The sequence below is a fragment of the Phytoactinopolyspora limicola genome (assembly GCF_011320225.1).
GTDB lineage: Bacteria > Actinomycetota > Actinomycetes > Jiangellales > Jiangellaceae > Phytoactinopolyspora > Phytoactinopolyspora limicola.
This window is the reverse complement of record NZ_JAAOEN010000030.1, coordinates 22,510-40,208: the sequence shown is the minus strand read 5'-3', so window position 1 is coordinate 40,208 and position 17,699 is coordinate 22,510. Positions and strand designations below refer to the sequence as shown.

General features: G+C 68.5%; 15 protein-coding genes. 7 read left to right on the top strand and 8 right to left on the bottom strand.

Annotation, left to right across the window (positions count from 1 at the left end; genetic code table 11):
- Window positions 1–268 precede the first annotated feature (268 nt).
- The 3 genes from G8760_RS29235 to G8760_RS29225 form a co-directional block, all read right to left on the bottom strand.
- Window positions 269–3,271, bottom strand: a complete 3,003-nt coding sequence (locus G8760_RS29235; RefSeq protein ID WP_166356347.1) for a glycine--tRNA ligase — start codon at window positions 3,269–3,271, stop codon at window positions 269–271.
- A gap of 121 nt (window positions 3,272–3,392) precedes the next feature.
- Window positions 3,393–5,600: a heavy metal translocating P-type ATPase gene (locus G8760_RS29230; protein ID WP_425502417.1), complete on the bottom strand. Its 2,208-nt coding sequence runs from the start codon at window positions 5,598–5,600 to the stop codon at window positions 3,393–3,395.
- A 116-nt stretch (window positions 5,601–5,716) separates the two neighbouring features.
- Complete coding sequence (locus tag G8760_RS29225; RefSeq protein ID WP_207782850.1) at window positions 5,717–6,676, bottom strand: hypothetical protein; 960 nt, start codon at window positions 6,674–6,676, stop codon at window positions 5,717–5,719.
- A 309-nt stretch (window positions 6,677–6,985) separates the two neighbouring features.
- On the opposite strand from G8760_RS29225, the gene G8760_RS29220 reads away from it, so the two are divergent.
- Window positions 6,986–7,960 carry a type IV toxin-antitoxin system AbiEi family antitoxin domain-containing protein gene (locus G8760_RS29220; RefSeq protein WP_166356343.1) on the top strand — a complete coding sequence of 325 codons (975 nt, stop codon included), beginning with the start codon at window positions 6,986–6,988 and terminating at the stop codon, window positions 7,958–7,960.
- Between the two features lie 91 nt (window positions 7,961–8,051).
- Here G8760_RS29220 and G8760_RS29215 read toward each other — a convergent pair whose 3' ends face one another.
- Window positions 8,052–8,534 (bottom strand): Lrp/AsnC family transcriptional regulator, encoded by a 483-nt coding sequence (locus G8760_RS29215; protein ID WP_166356342.1) that lies wholly within the window; start codon window positions 8,532–8,534, stop codon window positions 8,052–8,054.
- A gap of 70 nt (window positions 8,535–8,604) precedes the next feature.
- Between G8760_RS29215 and G8760_RS29210 the strand changes: the two genes are divergently transcribed.
- The 3 genes from G8760_RS29210 to G8760_RS29200 all read left to right on the top strand — a co-directional run bounded on the left by G8760_RS29210 (window position 8,605) and on the right by G8760_RS29200 (window position 11,052).
- Entirely contained in the window at window positions 8,605–9,567 is a 963-nt protein-coding gene (locus G8760_RS29210) for a threonine ammonia-lyase (protein WP_166356341.1), read from the top strand.
- A 43-nt stretch (window positions 9,568–9,610) separates the two neighbouring features.
- Window positions 9,611–10,408, top strand: coding sequence for a peroxide stress protein YaaA (yaaA, locus tag G8760_RS29205; RefSeq protein ID WP_166356340.1), 798 nt, complete (start codon window positions 9,611–9,613; stop codon window positions 10,406–10,408).
- A gap of 128 nt (window positions 10,409–10,536) precedes the next feature.
- The gene (locus tag G8760_RS29200; RefSeq protein WP_166356339.1) at window positions 10,537–11,052 is read left to right on the top strand and encodes a tetratricopeptide repeat protein; all 516 of its coding nucleotides are present in this window, start codon (window positions 10,537–10,539) and stop codon (window positions 11,050–11,052) included.
- A 148-nt stretch (window positions 11,053–11,200) separates the two neighbouring features.
- Here the strand turns inward: G8760_RS29200 and G8760_RS29195 are convergent, their stop codons facing one another.
- From G8760_RS29195 to G8760_RS29185, 3 genes are read right to left on the bottom strand one after another with little or no spacing between them, the layout of a single operon-like run.
- A complete protein-coding gene (locus G8760_RS29195; protein ID WP_166356338.1) occupies window positions 11,201–12,427 on the bottom strand; it encodes a bifunctional RNase H/acid phosphatase in 1,227 nt (408 codons plus the stop codon).
- 49 nt (window positions 12,428–12,476) lie between these two features.
- Window positions 12,477–13,238 (bottom strand): zinc ribbon domain-containing protein, encoded by a 762-nt coding sequence (locus G8760_RS29190; RefSeq protein ID WP_207782849.1) that lies wholly within the window; start codon window positions 13,236–13,238, stop codon window positions 12,477–12,479.
- Entirely contained in the window at window positions 13,210–14,103 is an 894-nt protein-coding gene (locus G8760_RS29185; protein ID WP_166356337.1) for a Nif3-like dinuclear metal center hexameric protein, read from the bottom strand. Before G8760_RS29185 ends, G8760_RS29190 begins: the two co-directional genes overlap by 29 nt.
- A gap of 103 nt (window positions 14,104–14,206) precedes the next feature.
- Between G8760_RS29185 and G8760_RS29180 the strand changes: the two genes are divergently transcribed.
- Both G8760_RS29180 and G8760_RS29175 read left to right on the top strand, forming a co-directional pair.
- Window positions 14,207–14,755, top strand: a complete 549-nt coding sequence (locus G8760_RS29180; protein WP_343074472.1) for a SigE family RNA polymerase sigma factor — start codon at window positions 14,207–14,209, stop codon at window positions 14,753–14,755.
- Window positions 14,752–16,236 (top strand): hypothetical protein, encoded by a 1,485-nt coding sequence (locus tag G8760_RS29175; RefSeq protein ID WP_166356335.1) that lies wholly within the window; start codon window positions 14,752–14,754, stop codon window positions 16,234–16,236. The genes G8760_RS29180 and G8760_RS29175 overlap by 4 nt, the downstream gene beginning before the upstream one ends.
- A 61-nt stretch (window positions 16,237–16,297) precedes the next feature.
- Here G8760_RS29175 and G8760_RS29170 read toward each other — a convergent pair whose 3' ends face one another.
- On the bottom strand, window positions 16,298–16,876 hold the full coding sequence (locus G8760_RS29170) for a PadR family transcriptional regulator (protein ID WP_166356334.1): 579 nt from the start codon (window positions 16,874–16,876) through the stop codon (window positions 16,298–16,300).
- A gap of 54 nt (window positions 16,877–16,930) precedes the next feature.
- Between G8760_RS29170 and G8760_RS29165 the strand changes: the two genes are divergently transcribed.
- Complete coding sequence (locus tag G8760_RS29165; protein ID WP_166356333.1) at window positions 16,931–17,695, top strand: SGNH/GDSL hydrolase family protein; 765 nt, start codon at window positions 16,931–16,933, stop codon at window positions 17,693–17,695.
- Window positions 17,696–17,699 lie beyond the last annotated feature (4 nt).

Sequence of the window (17,699 nt, the reverse complement as noted above, 5' to 3'; positions counted from 1 at the left end):
GCTACCAACCCAGCGCCCAACCCCGCTACGACCTACGCGGCCACCGCGAACCCCAACCCACATGACACACTCAAACCGTCAGCGATGTCCCGAGACACACCCGTCAGCGATGTCCCGAGACACCACAGCTACCGCACACGTTTGCCATGCATCTGATCATCGACGCATCCACACTCTGAGACCCGATCAGATGCACCACACCGCGCCGCCCACCGCCGTTCGCACACCTGATCGCCCCCACACAAAAGATCAGGTGACAAAACGGAGATCAGGTGAGAGCGGTGTCGAGCGCGGCCCAGTCGACGGTGCGCGGGCTACGGTGCAGGATGCTGGCCAGCAGCCCCAACCGCGCCGCCCGCAAGGCAGGTTCCTCTGCCATCACGAGGACATCGTCGAAGAAGGTGTGCACCGGCTCGACGATGGCGGTTGCGGCGTCGGCGAAGGCGCCTACACTTCCCGCCGACCAGTCGCCCAGCCCCTGCACCGCCTCAGCCAACCGGACCTCGGCGGGTTCCCGCAGTTGACCGGCGTCGAACTCGCTGGCCGTGCCGTCCGGCACGATCCGCGCGATCCGCTGCAAGGCCGTCACGAGCTCGCGGAACTTGGCGTCGTCGGCGCGGGTCCGCAGGACGGCTAGCTCGGCCACGGCGATCCCCGGCGCATCGGCACCGGGCAACACCGCGTCGACGAAGCTGACCGGCACGTTCTCGTCGCGCAACTGCTGGGCGAATCGGGCGACGACGAACTCGCCCGCGGCAGCGACGGCGTCGTCGGACACCGTCACCCCCTGCTTACGCAGGTGGCCTGCGGCCGCGGCAAGCCCCCGGCCCACCGTTACGGCGGCAAGCTCGGGCCGGTCTCGCAGGATCCGCACAATGCCCAGCGCCGCGCGCCGCAGTCCGAACGGGTCGGAGCTGCCGGTGGGTTTCGCCCCGAGTGCGAACATCGCCATCAGCAGGTCGAACCGGTCGGCCAAGGCGAGCAGCGCACCCGGCAACGTGGCGGGTGGAGCGTCGCTGGTGGTCCGGGGCAGTTCCATGTCGTACAGCGCCTGCGCAACCGCCTCGGTTTCGCCGGCCCGCGCGGCATACTCGCGGGCCATGACACCGGCCAGGCTGGACAGCTCGACGACCATCTGCGACGCGAGGTCGAACTTGGCCAGCGCCGCGGCCCGGGTCAGCGCCGCGGCGTCGTCGGCGGGCAGTGTCACCTGTCCGGCAAGCTCGTCGGCGACGGCGGCGATCCGGTCGGCCCGCTGCGCCATGGAGCCGATGCGTTCTTCGAAGGTGAGCTGGCTCAGGCGGGCGCGGAACTCTTCCGGCGCGACGCCGAGGTCGGCCCGCCAGAAGAAGGCCGCGTCCTCGTAGCGGGCCCGCAGGACGGCTTCGTTGCCCGCACGGACGACGGCTTCGTCGCAGGCGCCGTTGGCGACGGCCACGAAGTTCGGCAGCAGTCTGCCGTCGGCGGCCCGCACCGGCAGGTAGCGCTGGTGTTTGCGCATCACCGTCGTCAGGATCTGTTCGGGCAACTCGAGGTACGCGGGATCGAAGTTGCCCAGCAATGGTGTTGGCTGTTCTACCAGGTTGGTGATCTCGTCGATGAGTGATGCCTCGGCCTCGACGTCGACTTGGCCCCCCGCCTTCTCGGCCAGAGACTGCGCTCCCCGGACGATCTGCTCGCGCCGTTCGGCCGCGTCGACGACGATGCCGTGCCCCGCGAGAAACTCCTGGTATCCCGCCGCCGACGGCACCTGCGTCACGGGTTCGGCGGCCGTCCGGTGCACGCGGGTGGTCCGGGCGCTGACCAGCGACGACACCCGCACCGGCACCAGTGAGTCACCTAGCACCGCGGTGAGCCAGCGGATCGGCCGGGTGAAGGACAACGACGGGTCGCTCCAGCGCATGTTCTTGTCGGAGCGCAGCCCAGATACCACCGCTGCCAGCAGCTCGGACAGGACCTCCGGCGCCGGGCGTCCCACGTCGGTGACGGTGACCGCGACGTGTTCGTGCTCGCCGAACGTCGCGGTGGTCAGCTCCTCGATGCCCACCCCTTGACCACGGGCGAATCCGAGTAGTGCCTTGGTTGGCTGGCCGTCGGCGTCATAGGCGGCGCCGACCCGGGGGCCTTTGACGGTGCGCACGGCGTCGGGTTCGCTGGGCTCGACGTCGGCGACGGTGACGACGACGCGCCGCGGTGTGCCGTTGACGTCGATGGCGCCGTGCCCGAGGCGGGTCGCCGCCAGCCGGTCGGTGATGGCCGAGCGGACGGCGGCGACGGTTTTGGTGACCTCGGCCGGTGGCATCTCTTCGGTGCCGATCTCGAACAGCAAGGGCGCTGGACCGTCCGGCGCGGCCGGCGGCGCGTCGGAGACGTCCGGCAGGAGCAGCGGCTCGGCCGACGCTGCCGGCGCACCGGTACCGAGCGGGTGCCCCAGTTCTTCACGCCGAGTGGTCCAGAGGGTCGCGACCTCGCGCGCCAGCCCACGCATCCGGGCGAACGCTTGTGCGCGTTCCGTCGTGCTGATGGCGCCGCGGGAGTCCAAGACGTTGAAGGTGTGCGAGCACTTCAGCACGTACGAGTGGGCGGGCACCGGAAGCCGCTCGGCGATGAGCCGCTCGGCCTCGGCCGCGTAGATCTCGAACAGCTGGCGGTTGGCGTCGACGTCGGCGTCGTCCAGGTAGTACCGGGACATCTCGTACTCGGACTGGCCGAACACCTCGCCGTAGGAGATACCCGGCGCGTAGGCGATGTCTTTGAAGTGGGTGACACCCTGCAAGGCCATCAGGATGCGTTCGATGCCGTAGGTGATCTCCACCGACACGGGGTCGAGGCTGAGCCCGCCGGCCTGCTGGAAGTAGGTGAACTGGGTGATCTCCAGTCCGTCCAGCCAGACTTCCCAGCCGAGGCCCCACGCGCCGAGCGCAGGGGATGCCCAGTTGTCTTCGACGAACCGGATGTCGTGCGCGCGGATGTCGATACCGAGCGCCTCGAGGCTGGCCAGGTAGATCTCCTGGGGGTTGCCCGGGTCCGGTTTGAGGATCACCTGGAACTGGGTGTGGGTTTGGAGCCGGTTGGGGTTCTCGCCGTACCTGGCGTCGTCGGGACGCACACTCGGTTCGACGTACGCCACCCTCCACGGCTCCGGGCCCAGGACCCGCAGGATGGTCGCGGGGTTCATGGTTCCGGCCCCGACCTCGGTGTTGAACGGCTGCGCAACCATACAGCCGCGGTCGGTCCAATACCTGGTCAAGGCCAGCAGCGCCTCTTGCATCGTCACCACAGCGGATTAGCCTATTGCCGCGACCCACCGGAACACGAATCGGTCCCCATGATCATTGGCTTCTAGCCCCGATATATGTGGGTTGGAAGCCAATGATCATGGGGGTTGGAGCTTAGCGGAAGCGCTGGAGCCGCAAGCTGTTCGCCACCACACTGACGCTGGAGAACGCCATGGCCGCGCCAGCGAGCATCGGGTTGAGCAAACCGGCCGCGGCGATCGGGATCGCCAAGGTGTTGTAGCCGAACGCCCACACGAGGTTGGTCTTGATCGTCCACAGCGTCGAACGGGACAACCGGATCGCGTCGGGCGCGGCGCGCAGATCGCCGCGGACCAGGGTCAGGTCGCTGGCTTCGATGGCGACGTCGGTCCCGGTACCCATGGCGAGTCCGAGGTCAGCCTGGGCCAACGCGGCCGCGTCGTTGATGCCGTCGCCGACCATCGCCACGACCTTGCCGTCGCTTTGGAGCCGTTTGACCACGTCGACCTTGTCTTTGGGGAGGACTTCGGCGATCACCTCGTCGATGCCCACCTCGGCTGCCACGGTGCGGGCAACGGCCTCGTTGTCGCCGGTAAGCAGCACCGGTGTCAGCCCGAGCGCCCGAAGCTGGCGAACCGCCTCGGCGCTGGTTGGCTTGACGGCGTCGGCGACGACGAGCACCGCCCGCGCCCGTCCATCCCAACCGACGGCCACCGCTGTGTGACCGGCCTGTTCAGCGGCCGTCTTGGCCGCTTTCAGCGCAGGGTCGAGATGCTGCCCCCAGTCGGCTAGCAGTTGCTCCCGGCCAGCGACGACGGCGTGCCCATCAACGACACCCTGCACGCCAAGACCCTCGACGTTCGAGAACGACTCGACCGAGGGCAGCTGCCCGACCTGCTGCGCTGCGTCTTTGGCGATGGCGTTGGCGATCGGGTGTTCGGAGGCGTCCTCCACCGCACCGGCCAGCCGCAGGACGTCGTCCCGGGCCACACCATCGGCGACCACGACGTCGACCAGGGTCATCTGTCCGGTGGTGACCGTGCCGGTTTTGTCCAGCACCACGGTGTCGACCTTCCGGGTGGACTCCAGCACCTCCGGCCCCTTGATCAGGATGCCCATCTGCGCACCCCTCCCCGTACCCACCAGCAGCGCTACCGGCGTGGCCAGGCCCAAGGCACACGGGCAGGCGATGATCAGCACCGCGACGGAGGCGGTGAACGCCACGGCCGGCGGATCACCGGTCCCCAACCAGAACCCCAGCGCACCAACGGCCACGGCGATGGCGACCGGCACGAACACACCCGACACCCGGTCGGCGAGCCGCTGGATGGCGGCCTTCCCGGCCTGCGCCTCTTCGACCAGGGTGGCCATCTGCGCCAGCTGCGTGTCGCTGCCGACCCGGGTCGCCCGCACGACGATCCGCCCACCCGCGTTGACAGTTGCGCCGACCACGCGGTCTCCGGGCCTGACCTCGACCGGAACGGATTCACCGGTGAGCATGCTCTCGTCGACCGCCGACGATCCATCGACGACGACGCCGTCGGTGGCCACCTTCTCCCCCGGACGGACCACGAACACATCGTCGACGGCCAGCTGGTCGGCGCCGACGCGGACCTCGTGTCCGTCGCGAAGCACCGAGACCTCTTTGGCGCCCAGCTCGAGCAACGCTCGAAGGGCGGAGCCCGCACGTCGTTTGGAACGCGCCTCGAAGTACCGGCCCAGCAGGATAAACGTGATCACGCCGGCGCCGACCTCAAGATAGATGTTCGACGAGCCGTCGGTCCGGGAGACGGTCAACTCGAACGGATGGCTCATACCCGGCTCCCCCGCGGTGCCGAGGAACAGCGCATACACCGACCACGCCAACGCCGCGGTGGTTCCCATCGAGATCAGCGTGTCCATGGTGGCGGCGCCATGCTTCAGATTGGTCCACGCCGCGCGGTGGAACGGCAGGCCACCCCAGATGACGACGGGTGCGGCCAGGGTCAGCGAAAGCCACTGCCAGTAGTCGAATTGCAGCGCCGGAACCATTGCCATCGCGATCACCGGCACCGCGAGCACCGCGCTCACCACGAGCCGGGTACGCAGCGCCGCCAGCTCACGATCAGCCGAGCGGTCGGCTGGGTGCTCCTCGGCGTGGTCACCGTCGACCGGCGCGTCGGGCCGCACGGGCAGGCTGGCCTGATAACCAGCCGATTCGACGACGGTCACGAGCTCCTGCGGTGTCACCGTCCCCGTGTACTCGACGCTGGCCTTCTCGGTGGCGAAGTTCACCGACGCCGTGACCCCGTCGACCTTGTTGAGTTTGCGCTCGATCCGGTTGGCGCAGGACGCACACGTCATACCGGTGATGGCCAGCTCCACCCGGGACGCCGCGCCGGGTTCGGCGGCGTCCTCTCCGACCGTCACACCTGCGGGCCTGCTCATCTGATGCTCCTCGTTCATCGGTGCCGCCCCAGTCAGTGGCCGTGACCGTCGGTGTCGCCGTGACCGCCAGCGTCGTCGGCTACCTCAGCGTCTCCTGCCGGTCTGGCACGCAAGGCGAACTCCGCGGTCCTGACCTGCCCGTCAACCCTGAAATCAAGGTAGAGCCGGTAGCTTCCAGCGGTTGGCGCCTCGACGTAGAACGCCACGTCTGGGCCGGGGTCGGTTGCGCCGTCGCCGGGTTCACCGTCTGGATGGACATGGATGTAGGCGAGGTCGCCCTCGCGCAAGGCCACCAGGTGTCCGTACGCACCCAGGTGTGGCTCCAGGTGGTCCACTGGCTGCCCATCACGTTCGACGGTGGCGACGACGGGTGTGCTCCGCCCGGCGACGAGCTGACCGGTCACGGTCACCGTGTAGCCGTCCACCTCGTAGAAGACGGCGTCGCGTAGTGCAGGCATTGGTGTATAAGTGCCGGCCACCTCGGTGCTTCGGGCGAGGGTGATTTCCTGTCCGTGTCCGGTCGGGACGAAGTCGGCGAAGACCTTGTAGGAGCCTCCGGTCGGCCACTCCCAGTCGATTGACCAGCTGCCGTAGGCGTCCATGACCGGGTGCACATGCTGATAATGCGCGCCGTCGTGGCGGACGACAACGACGTGGAGGTTCTTCTCATGTGACTCGTCGTACTCCGTCACCGCCTCGCCGTCCGGTCCGAGCACGGCGAAGCTCAGCGTCCCGTTCTCACCGGCCGCCGTTGGGGCATCGATGGGGGTCAGCGTGTAACCGGCGTCGGACACCTGCAAACCGCCGGGGACGTGGGGGTCGGCAGATTCGCCGCCCACGGCATGGCTATCGCCCGCCGCGTGAGGCGGCACCGCGTCAGTGGCATCGTCGCGGTTCACGGAACTTCCGGTCAGCTGTCCGATCCCGGCCGCTCCTACGAAGACCACCGCCAGCACTCCCACGTACGCGGACATCTTCATCGCCACGTTCATCGACGGCCCACTTTCCTGGGTATATCCGTTACTGCTGCCATCTTGCCGCCCCTCTTCGGCTGCGCGACAGGAAACCACTACGGGGTGGGGGTATACCCACCGCGTCAGACAATACCCCTCCGGGGTAGCGGATGCCAACCCTCACCACCGTGTCAACGGGTTTCGCCCACGGCCCCACATCGGCGTCCGACATTTCGGGGGCCAGAACCACCGGAAAGTCGGAAGACCACCCTCCCAGCCCCAGCCGAGTTATCCACAGCTCGCACATCGCGTCTAGCGGTCCGCTCATCGCGTGCACATGCTGGCTAGGTGCCCCTCGACACCCGCCCACCCACATCAGCTCGAACCGTCCCGCCGGACGGGAACTCGATGCGCCACGGCGGGCAACGCAGCATCGACGCGCTCCTCGCCGAACAGGCCGCGGTGTTCCGGCTGGCCCAGGCCACACCGCAGGTCAGCCGCGAGCGCGTGCGGCACGCCGTCCGGAGCGGTAGGTGGCAGATGCCACATCGGGGTATCTACGTGGCGCACAACGGTGAGCTGACCCGGGAACAGAAGTTGTGGGTGTGCTACTTGGCCGGACCGCCCGGCAGCGCGCTCGGCGGGCTCACCGCGGCCGAACTCGACGGCCTCCGGCAGTTCGAGGCGCCAACCATCTACCTCGTCATACCACCCCGCGCCCGTGCACCCCGTCGTCCGGACCTCATCGTCAAGAGATCGAGCCAGCTGACCGCCGCCGATATCCACCCGCTACGCCGGCCCACGCGGACACGAATGCCGCGAAGTCTGGTGGACGCAGCGTCGTGGCAGCACCATGAGGTCCGCGTTCGGAGCATCATCCTCGCCGGTGTCCAGCAGCGGCTGACCCGGCCTCAAGATCTACGCGATGCACTCAGCCGCCGACCCTCGTGCCGGCATCGGCGCATCATCCGCCAGTCGATCGACGACGCCGAGGGCGGCATAGCGTCTATCCCGGAACACGACTTCGAGCAGATCCGCCGGACATTCAATCTCCCGCCGCCGCAACGTCAGGTGGTTGTTCGAGGCCCCGATGGGCGCCTGTATCTCGACGCCGCCTGGCTTCGCTACCAGGTCAGCGTGGAGATCCATGGCATCCAGCACATGGAGATCCTCAGCTGGGACGCCGACCTCGATCGGCAGGCCTTCCTGGCGGCACGCGGCCAGCGGGTACTCCCTTTCAGCTCGTACGCGGTCCGCCATCGAAAGGCCCACGTCGGAACACTGATCACCGAGGCGCTCCGCAACGGAGGCTGGCGTGGCTGAGCGCGGGTCAAGCGACAAGGCCCGTCGTCCGACATTCCGGGGGTCATAACCACCCCAATGTCGGACGACGACTCCTCGCCCACCCGCACGGTCATGATCCCGGCAGCGGCACCGTCAACCCCGCCTTGACCACCTCGAACGCGGGCAGCGTCTCATATCGCCGGACCGTTCCGGGGGCGACGAACAGCCGCGCCGACAGCCGCCGGTTCTCGGCGATGTCGCTGGCCAGCAGCACGACGACGTAGTCCCACTGCCCCATGATCGTGTAGCACTGCTGAACCGCCGGCTCGGCCCGCATCAGCTCCCGGAAGGCGGCGTGGTGTTCGGCATCATCGTCGATCAGAGCGACGAGGACCACCGCCATTAGATCCGCCCCGACAGACCGGGGCTCGACCACCGCCACCTCCGAACGGATCACACCCCGCTGACGGAGCCGGTTCAACCGTCGCTGCACGGCGCTCGGCGAGAGGCCCACCTCGTCACCCAACTCGTGTAAGGGCCGGCGGGCGTCGTGCTGAACCAGGCTGAGCAGGAGGTAGTCGAGCTGGTCGAGGACGTACGACGGACTAGGCATGCAAAAATATTGCGCGAAGGTGGGAAAATCTTCAATCGCCGCCCGCCACTTTTCACCTACCGTCGAGCCCATGAGCCAGATCAGCAGCGCCGTCACCAGCCATGGCGCCGGCGACATCAACCTCGATCACATCGCCGCCGCCACCCACACCATCGATCCCGCCTTCTTGAACAGCCCTCAGTACGTCGACGAGTTCCTGTCGGCACATCTCGGCCGCAGGGTGCTGGTCAAGGTCGAGACCGTGAACCCGCTCCGCAGCTTCAAGGGCCGCGGTGCTGACTACCTCGTCAGCACCCTCCCCGCCGACGTCACGGTGGTGTGCGCATCCGGTGGCGGCAACTGGGGGCAGGCCGTCGCATACGCCGCCCGCCGGCGCGGTCTGCGATCCGACGTGTTCGTGCCGGCCCACATGTCCCCGGTCAAGGCACACCGGATGCGGGCCTTCGGCGCCACGGTCCACGTCGTCGATGGCGATCTCCATGCGGCAGCGTCGTCGTTCACCACGGCTACCGCCGGCCGCGTCCTCGTCACCGACGGCGGACACCCCGCGGCTGCCGAAGGCGCCGGGACCATCGGTGTCGAACTGCTCGCCGCCGAGCCGTTCGACACGGTGATCGTCCCTGTCGGCGATGGCGCGCTGATCACCGGGATCGCCCGCTGGCTGAAGGACCACGCACCGAACATCCAGATCATCGGAGTGGGTTCCGTCGACGCGCCGGCGCTGGTGGAGAGTTGGCGCACCGGCGACGTCGTCACCGCCGTACCACGCAGCACCTTCGCCGCCGGCATCTCTATCACCCGGCCGCACCCGGAGGCGGTGCGGCGTACCCAGGCATTGGTCGACGACATGGTGCTCGTCGACAACGACGACATCGTGGCGGCGATGCACGCGGTCCACGAGACACTCGGGGTGTTGGCCGAGCCGGCCGGCGTCGCCGGCATCGCCGCACTCACCCGGCATGACATCCCTGGCGCGACCGTCGCCACCGTCATCACCGGGGCCAACATCGACCCCGGCCGCGAGGCCGGCTGATCGCCGCACCGAGGGTGGTCGCGAACCCATAGGGTGGGGTCTCGTGCTCATCCTCCTACCACCGTCGGAAGGCAAGGCGGCGCCGCGACGTGGCCGCCCGGTCGACCTCCACGCCCTCTCATCACCTGAGCTGACCGAAACCCGGGCGGAGATCATGTCGACGCTCGGTCACCTGTGCGCGGAGCGGCCCGATGCGGCGGCCAAGGCCCTGGGTCTCGGCCCCACGCAGGCCGACGAGATACAACGCAATGCCACGTTGCCCGACGCGCCGGCGGCCCCGGCCCGGATGGTGTACACCGGGGTGCTCTTCGACGCACTGGGCTTGCCTACCCTGACATCCGCGGCGGCAGCGCGAGCCCGTCGGTGGCTGCTGATCGTCAGCGGGCTGTGGGGTGTGTTGCGGACCACCGACCGGATCCCCGCCTACCGGCTGGGTGGTGGGGTGAACCTGCCCGGTGTCGGCTCGCTCGCATCCCGCTGGAAGGCGCCCCTCGCCCAGACCATTCCTCATGCTGCCGGGCGCGGGCTCGTCGTCGACCTCCGTTCGGGTACGTACGACGCGTTCTGGCGACCTTCGGGAAACCTGGCCGAGCGCACGGTCAAGGTGCGAGTGCTCCATGAACACGACGGCAAGCGCACCGTGGTCAGTCACCACAACAAGGCCACCAAGGGCCTACTCACCCGCGCACTTCTCGACGACGGCGGGACCCCGCGGCGCCCGGCCGAACTGGCTGAGCTGGTCGGCTCGCTCGGCTGGAAGACCGAACTCGCCGAACCCGCACGCAGCGGTCGGACGTGGACGTTGGACGTGATCGTCAGCGAGGTGCCCACGAGCGCCTGAAGCCAACCACAGTCCCGACTTCGCTACCGCCAGATGGTGAAAAAGCGTTTTCCAAGGCCGTTATCGCCATCTGGCGGTAGCGAAGTCGCATCGGGGCTAGATGGGTGACGTGCCCTACCCTGAATCAGGTGTATCGCATCGACGACGAGACGCTCCGTGAGGTGCTCACCGATCCAGCCGCCGCAGCTGAGCGGGTCGCCGAACTCGCCCAGCCACCACTAGATGATCAGCCTGGGCCCGTCGGCGAGCGGATCTCGCTCCTGCGTATGCTCGGGCGGCTCGACGAGGCGGAGGCGCTCGGCCGCCATGCTCTGAGCCTCGCTGCCAAAGGCTCCAGGCGAGCCGTCGCGGCATCGTTGCGGTTGGCGCACGTGTTGCAGTGGCAAGGACGGTTCGACGAAGCAGACGACCGCTTCACCCGCGCACTCGCCGACGCTACCCGGCTAGGTGATGACACCCTCCTGGCGTTTGCGCACCAACATTACGGCAAGTCGCTGTTCGATCAGGGCCGGGCGGCGGCCGCCGCCGAACAGTTCGGCGCCGCGTTGCGACTGCGCGAAGCCGTCGATGCGCCCGCGGATCAGCTCGCGTCATCACGGCAAGCGATCGACGCGGCGCGATCTCGGCGGCCCACGATCGGCTGATTCCCGCGAGACTCTAACCAACAGCCGACGCCGCCGAGCCCCGCACTCCGCGACCGCCAGATGGTGAAAAAGCGTTTTCCAAGGCCGTTATCGCCATCTGGCGGTAGCGAAGTCGGGTCGGAGACCCCGTGGGACAGACACCGGGAGGTCAGGGTCGGTGGTTGAACCCGGCCAGCGTCGTTGTTCCGTCGCCGTGCAGTTGGATCTCGGTCACCGAGCCGGGAGCAGGCTGCAGCCGGAACATCGACGACGACGGTGCTTCCAGCGTCAGGCCGACCAACGCCCGCACCGGCATGGAATGTGTCACCACGACGACGGTGCGGCCGGTGTAGCGCTGCACGGTACGGTCCCGGGCGCCGACGACCCGGCCGAACAGATCATCCAGCGACTCACCGCCGGGCGGCGCGGACGACGTCGTGGAAAACCACGCCGCGAGCTCGTCCGGATATTGGTCGGTGATCTCGGCCAGGGTCAGGCCTTCCCACGCGCCGAACTCGCACTCGCGCCACTGCTCGTCGACGACGACGTCCGCCACTCCCAGGCGGGTGGCGATCGCCTCGGCGGTCTCGCGGGTACGTAGCATCGGCGATGCGACCACAATCGGCAGGGGATGGCCACGATCGGCAGCCCCATCCACGCCATCGGCCGCCGCCAAAAGGTCGGACTCGGCGAGGAAATCGGCCGCACGTTTGGCCTGCCCCTGACCGACGTCGTCAAGCGAGGGTCCCTGTTCGCCACCACCACTGAACCTGCGGGCCTTCGTCATAGCGGTCTGGCCGTGCCGCACCAGGATGAGCGTGGTGGGTGGACCTAACTCCGGCGACCACGCGGCCAGCCTGTTGCGAACAGGCGTGGGCGCCGGCTCCACCGGAAAGGTCTCCGGCGGTGCCGACTCGACGAACTGGAGCTGAGCCTCGGAGGTGGCCTTGCCCAACTGCTCCGCCGACTCGGCAACCACCGACGACGCGACCGGCTTGCCGTCCAGCGCGTCGTTCAACAGCCGGTCGGCGTGGGTGTTCTTCGCCCGCGGCACCCAGGTATACGTCACCCGGCCAGGCGGGAAGATCCGCTGCGCCTCCAAGGCCAGTGGACGCAGCCCGGCATGTTTGATCTTCCATCGGCCGGACATCTGCTCGACGACGAGTTTGGAGTCCAGTCGAGCCTCGACGGTGGACTGCGGATCGATCGCGTAGGCGAGCCGCAGCCCGCCGATCAGCCCCCGGTATTCGGCGACATTGTTGGTGGTATCACCGATGGTCTCGCCCACCTCCGCGAGAACCTCACCAGAGTCGGCCGATCGGACCAGCGCGCCGAAGGCGGCCGGACCGGGGTTTCCCCGCGATCCGCCGTCGGCTTCAACAATCAAATGGGTCATCGTGGCAGCCCCTCGGTGCTGCCGGTTCGAGACAGGTTCACCGTGCCGCCTACAGCCCCGAGTCCGGTACCCGGATGAGGATCCGGCGGCATTCGTCGTGCCGGATCACGACCTCCGGGGCGAAACTCGCGATCCGCTTCAGCTCGGCCGCGTCGAGCTGCATCTGGCAGCCTTCACAGGTGCGCCGGCGCAACGCGGCCGCGCCGATACCGCCCTGAGATGCCCGGATCTTCTCGTACAGCGCCAGAAGCTCCTCCGGAAGTTGCCCGGCCAACTCGGAGCGTTCGGTGCGGGCCTGCTCGGCGTCGCGGTCGATGTCGGCCCAGCTGTCGTCGCGGGCTTGCTGCACCTCGCGTACCTGTTGGCCGACCTTCTCCCGCTCGGCGCTGAGCGCTTGGGCCTCCTGCTGCGCCTGCTCGAGCCGTTCCATGATCTCGAGTTCGGCGTCTTCTAGGTCGGATTGGCGCCGGTTGAGAGCTTCGATCTCGCGTTGCAGGCTCTCCAGCTCTTTGGGCGACGCGACCTGGCCGGCGTCGAGGCGTTTCTGGTCGCGGTCTTTGCGGGCGCGTACCTGTTCGACGTCGACATCGGCCCGCTTCTGCTCTCGCTCGAGGTCGGCGACGGTGGTTTGGGCGACGATCTCGGCGTCGCCGAGCCGACTATGCTCGGCGGCCAACGATTCGAGTTCAGCCACCTGCGGCAACGTGCGCCGCCGATGGGCCAGCTGGTCCAGCTTCTGATCCAGCGCCTGCACGTCGAGGAGGCGGAGCTGGACATCAGGGTCAGCGTTCAGGGGTGGTCCCTCCCTCAAGCACGGACGCCCCGGGGATGCGGGACGGCTCGTGCAGCGTCCACGGATCGGTTGGTGTCGCGGATACGCGAGTCTCCACAGTAGTACCGACGGCGGCCAGCGTGTCCCGCAACCTTTCGGCGGCGTGCGCCAGCCACGGCCACTCCCCGGCCCAATGGGCCACATCGACCAGCGCCGGGCCGCCATCGTCGACGGCCTCGGACACGGGATGGTGCCGGAGATCGCCGGTGACGTAGGCGTCGACACCGGCGGCGCGGGCGTCGCTCAGCAGCGAATCGCCGGCACCACCACACACCGCAACCGTGTGGACGCGGGTGTCGGGGTCGCCGGCCGCGCGAATCCCGGCCGCGGTGGCGGGCAACGCACCGGCTACCCGGCGCACGAACTCTCGTAAGGGTTCCGGCCGGTCGAGGAGACCGATGCGGCCCAGCCCGGCACCGGCGCCGGCTGCGCCCGGATCCTGTTGGTCGTCGCCGACGTGTGGCCGGAGGGGGCGCAGCTGCCGCAGGCCGAGCGCGCTGGCGAGGGCGTCGTTCACCCCCGCGACGGCGCTGTCGGCGTTGGTGTGCGCGGTGTACAGTGCGATGCCTTCACGCACCATCCGGTGGACGAGGCGGCCCTTGGGTGTGGTGGCGGCGAATCCGTGCACCGGGCGAAGGAACAACGGGTGATGGGTGACGACGAGGTCGGCGCCCCACTCGACGGCCTCGTCGGCGACGACGGCGACGGGGTCGACGGCGAACAGCACTCGGCGTACGTCGGCGGCTGGGTCGCCGCACACCAGACCAACCGCATCCCACGCCTCCGCCAACGCGGGCGGGTACTGCTCTTCGAGGGCGGCCAGGACATCGGCTAACTGCGGCACAGTGGATCACCCTAGTCGGTGGCCCGAACGAGTTTCCACCGCGTTGCATAGCTACCGCGAGGTGGTGCGTCTGTAGGGGTAGGTGTCCGTAGCGTCAGAAAGGATGCACGTGAATGCCGAAACGGAGCGCCAGTTCCGCGAGTTCGTGGAGGCCCGGTCGACGTCCTTGCGGCGTGCCGCGTACGCGCTCACCGGCGACCGACACGTAGCAGAAGACCTAGTACAGAACGCCCTGACCAAGTTGGTCCGGCGCTGGAACAAGATCGACGACCCGGAACGCTACGTGCGTCGGGTTATCTACCACGACCAGATCAGCCGCTGGCGACGTCGGACCCGGATACGTGAGGACCCGGTGGCGGCGGCCCCGGATGGCGCGTCGCGGGATACCACCGCCGACGTCAACCTACGTATCGACCTGAACCAGGCCCTCATGCGGCTGGGGCCCCGCCAGCGCGCCGTCCTGGTCCTGCGGTTCTACCTGGACCTCCCCGAACGCGAGATCGCCGACGCCCTCAAATGCTCCGTCGGCACCGTCCGGAGTCAGACGTCACGCGCCCTGGCCAGGTTGCGGGTCGTCGCCCCCGAACTCGGCACCACACCGTCAGCTACCTCCCCGACCGCAGTCCCGACACCGGAGGACGCACCGACATGAACATCGAAGATCTCGTCAGACGGAGCATGAACGACATGGTCCGGGTGGTACCGCCCCGCCCCGAACTCGCGGACCAGGTTCTGCGTGGCGCCCGGCGCCGGCAGCAGGTGACCAGGATGGCGGTCGCCGGCGGCGCGTCGCTGGTTGTCGCGGGCGGCACCACGCTTGCCGTGGCCGATCCGCTCGGGCTGTGGGAGAACTCGGACGTTTCCTCGTCCCACAGCGATCCGGGGCTCGGACCGGCCGACGAGTCGAGCGACGCCGCGACGGACGCCGACCCGGACGAGGCCGCGACGGACGCCGACCCGGACGAGGCCGCGCCGGATGCCGAACCACCAGCACCAGAGACCGCCAACGACGTTGTCGACCTCGACGACCTCAGCAGCGGAGCAGCGCCGGACACACCCTGGTACGCCGACGGCACGATCCACCTCGGTGACACAGCTGTGCCGTTCGACGCCGACTTCGGGTCGCTGCGCGCGTTGGAGCCGGTGAACGGCGGCGCCGCCGTGCTGACCACCCCGGCCGGCGACGAGTACGAGCACGGCCCCTACGAGGTCTACCTGGTAGGGCAAGATGGCACGGTCGAGCAGCTGGCGGACTCGATCACCTTCAGTCTGGCGGTGTCGCCGGACGGGTCGCGGATCGCTTGGGCCGAGCACGAGTTCAGCGCGGACAACGGATCGGGCCCGTCGCGCACCGTCCTGAACGTCGCCGACGCCACCACCGGAGAGTTGATCCACACCCGCGAGCAGACCGGGGACGAAGGCCATATCGGCGGCGTCATGGGCTTCCTGGAGGCGGACCGGCTGGTACTGGATAGCGCCAACAACAGCCCCGATGGGGTGTACGTCTGGGAGCCGACCGCCGACACGATCTCCCCCTGGACGGACTTCGGCTTTACGCAGGTCCTCGCACCGTCCGGCGAATTCGGGGTGTTCGTGCCACCGAACGAGGCCGAGGACTCGAGCTCGGCCGTCGTCGACACCAGGACCGAACAGGTGTTGTGGAGCCCCGGTGAGGATCACGTCGCCGCCTTCTCACCAGACGGCCGCTACGCCGCTGTCGTGGCACAGCAAGGACCACCAATGTTCGTTGACGGGATACATGTCAGCGAGCTGCAACATCTTCAAGCTGGCGATGTCATCGATGTCGGTGGTACCGAGGTCACCGTCACAGACGAGATGATCGACGCCGCATCCGGGTTCGACGACTGGCGGGATAACTGGGACGGGCGCAGCGATCTCGTCCTCGTCGACGCTCGGACCGGCGACGAGGTCCTGCGTCGCGATGTTGAACACCCGGGACAGATCACCTGGGAGTCCGCCGAGTCCGTGGTGTTCGCCGCGTGGCAGGACGGCAGCCAGATGGCGCTGGTGCGGTGCACCGTCGCCGGCGCATGCGAGCTGGCCACCGAACCGGTCGATACCAGCGCGGCGCCCGACGGGCCCCGGCAGCCATATGACCTGGGCGGCTACTGACGTCCGAGTACCCCGGTCATGACCGGCCGGTGCCGCCTGCCCCCAGGGTGAGCGGGGCCGGTCATGGCCGTGGAACGGCTCGACCGTGCTGCTGCCAGGTGTCGACGACGCCCCGGACCCAATGGCACCACTCCAGCGCCTCCTCCTGAAATCGGATGCCCCGCCGGCAGGTCAGGTAGGGGCCGAGGTGGCGAGTTGTGCGCACGAAGGTGGCTTCGTCCCGCTCGCCGAGGATCTGCTGTTCCAGTTCCCGGAGGGCGGCGAGTTTCTGTTCGGCCAGGTCGACGCGGCGGTCGATTCCGGCGAGCACCGACCTCGCGCCCACCACGTCGATGGCCTGGACGGCAACCATGAGGTCATCGCGGCCGACCGGCAGCGGCGTCGGCGAAGCGGCGAACTCGTCGAGCATCGCGAGGCCGTCGTCGGTGATGGAGAACATCCGTTTGTTGGGTCGTGACTCTTGGATCACCTCGCGGCCGTCGACCAACCCCGCCTCGCGCAGCCGGGTGAGCTCCGCGTAGACCTGCTGCGGTTTGGCGTGCCAGAAGTTCGCGACCCCGAGCTCGAACCGTTTGGCCAGCTCGTAGCCGCTTGCTTCGCCGTGGACGAGGGCGGCCAGGACCGCGTGCCGGAGCGCCATGTCCCGCAGTCTAGCCATAAAGATGAATACTCAGTACATTGAATAGTCATGAACATGACTATGTGTCGGGTCGTGGCGTGCGGTGACAGCCTCACCGTCGGGGTCGGCGATCCAGTCCCGCGCTCCCCCAGCTACCCGCTCGGGCTACGCGGCTGGGTGACTCAGCTGGTGGAGAGCCATCCCGGGATCGAACTCGTCGCCAACCTCGCCCAGATCGGCGCGACGGCCCGCCGGGTCCGTTATCGCCAGCTGCCCGACGTCGCCGACCACCAACCCGACGTCGTCACCTGCGCGATCGGCATCAACGACGCCCTGAGCAAGACGTTCGACGCCGGGCAGTTCGGGGACAACTACGAGGCCGTGATCGCCGAACTCACCCGCATCACGACCCGAAGAGTCGTGACCGTCCGGCTGCACGACGTCGCGGCCGGGTTGCCGATCCGGGAACATCGCCGGGCAGCCCTCCGCGCCCGGCTCGCCGCGGCCAACGACGTCATCGACCAGGTGAGCCGGAAATACGGCTGCTGGCTCGTCGAAGTCCCCGTCGACCGTCCACTGGTGAAGACCCGGATGCTCAGCGCCGACCGCCTGCACCCCAATGGCCGCGGCCACCGCTATCTGGCGGCTCGCAGCGCCGAGGTCTTGGCCACTAACGGCGTCGGCCAGGCCGGTGCACCGGCCACCATTCCCGCACCCGAACCGTGGCTCCGACGGCGGCGCGACGACATCCGGCATCTCGGCTGGCTTGGCCGACATGTCCTCTGGCCGCAGGTCAACCAGCGCTGGCGGACCAAGGCGACGGATAGCTCGCCGACGTGACCCG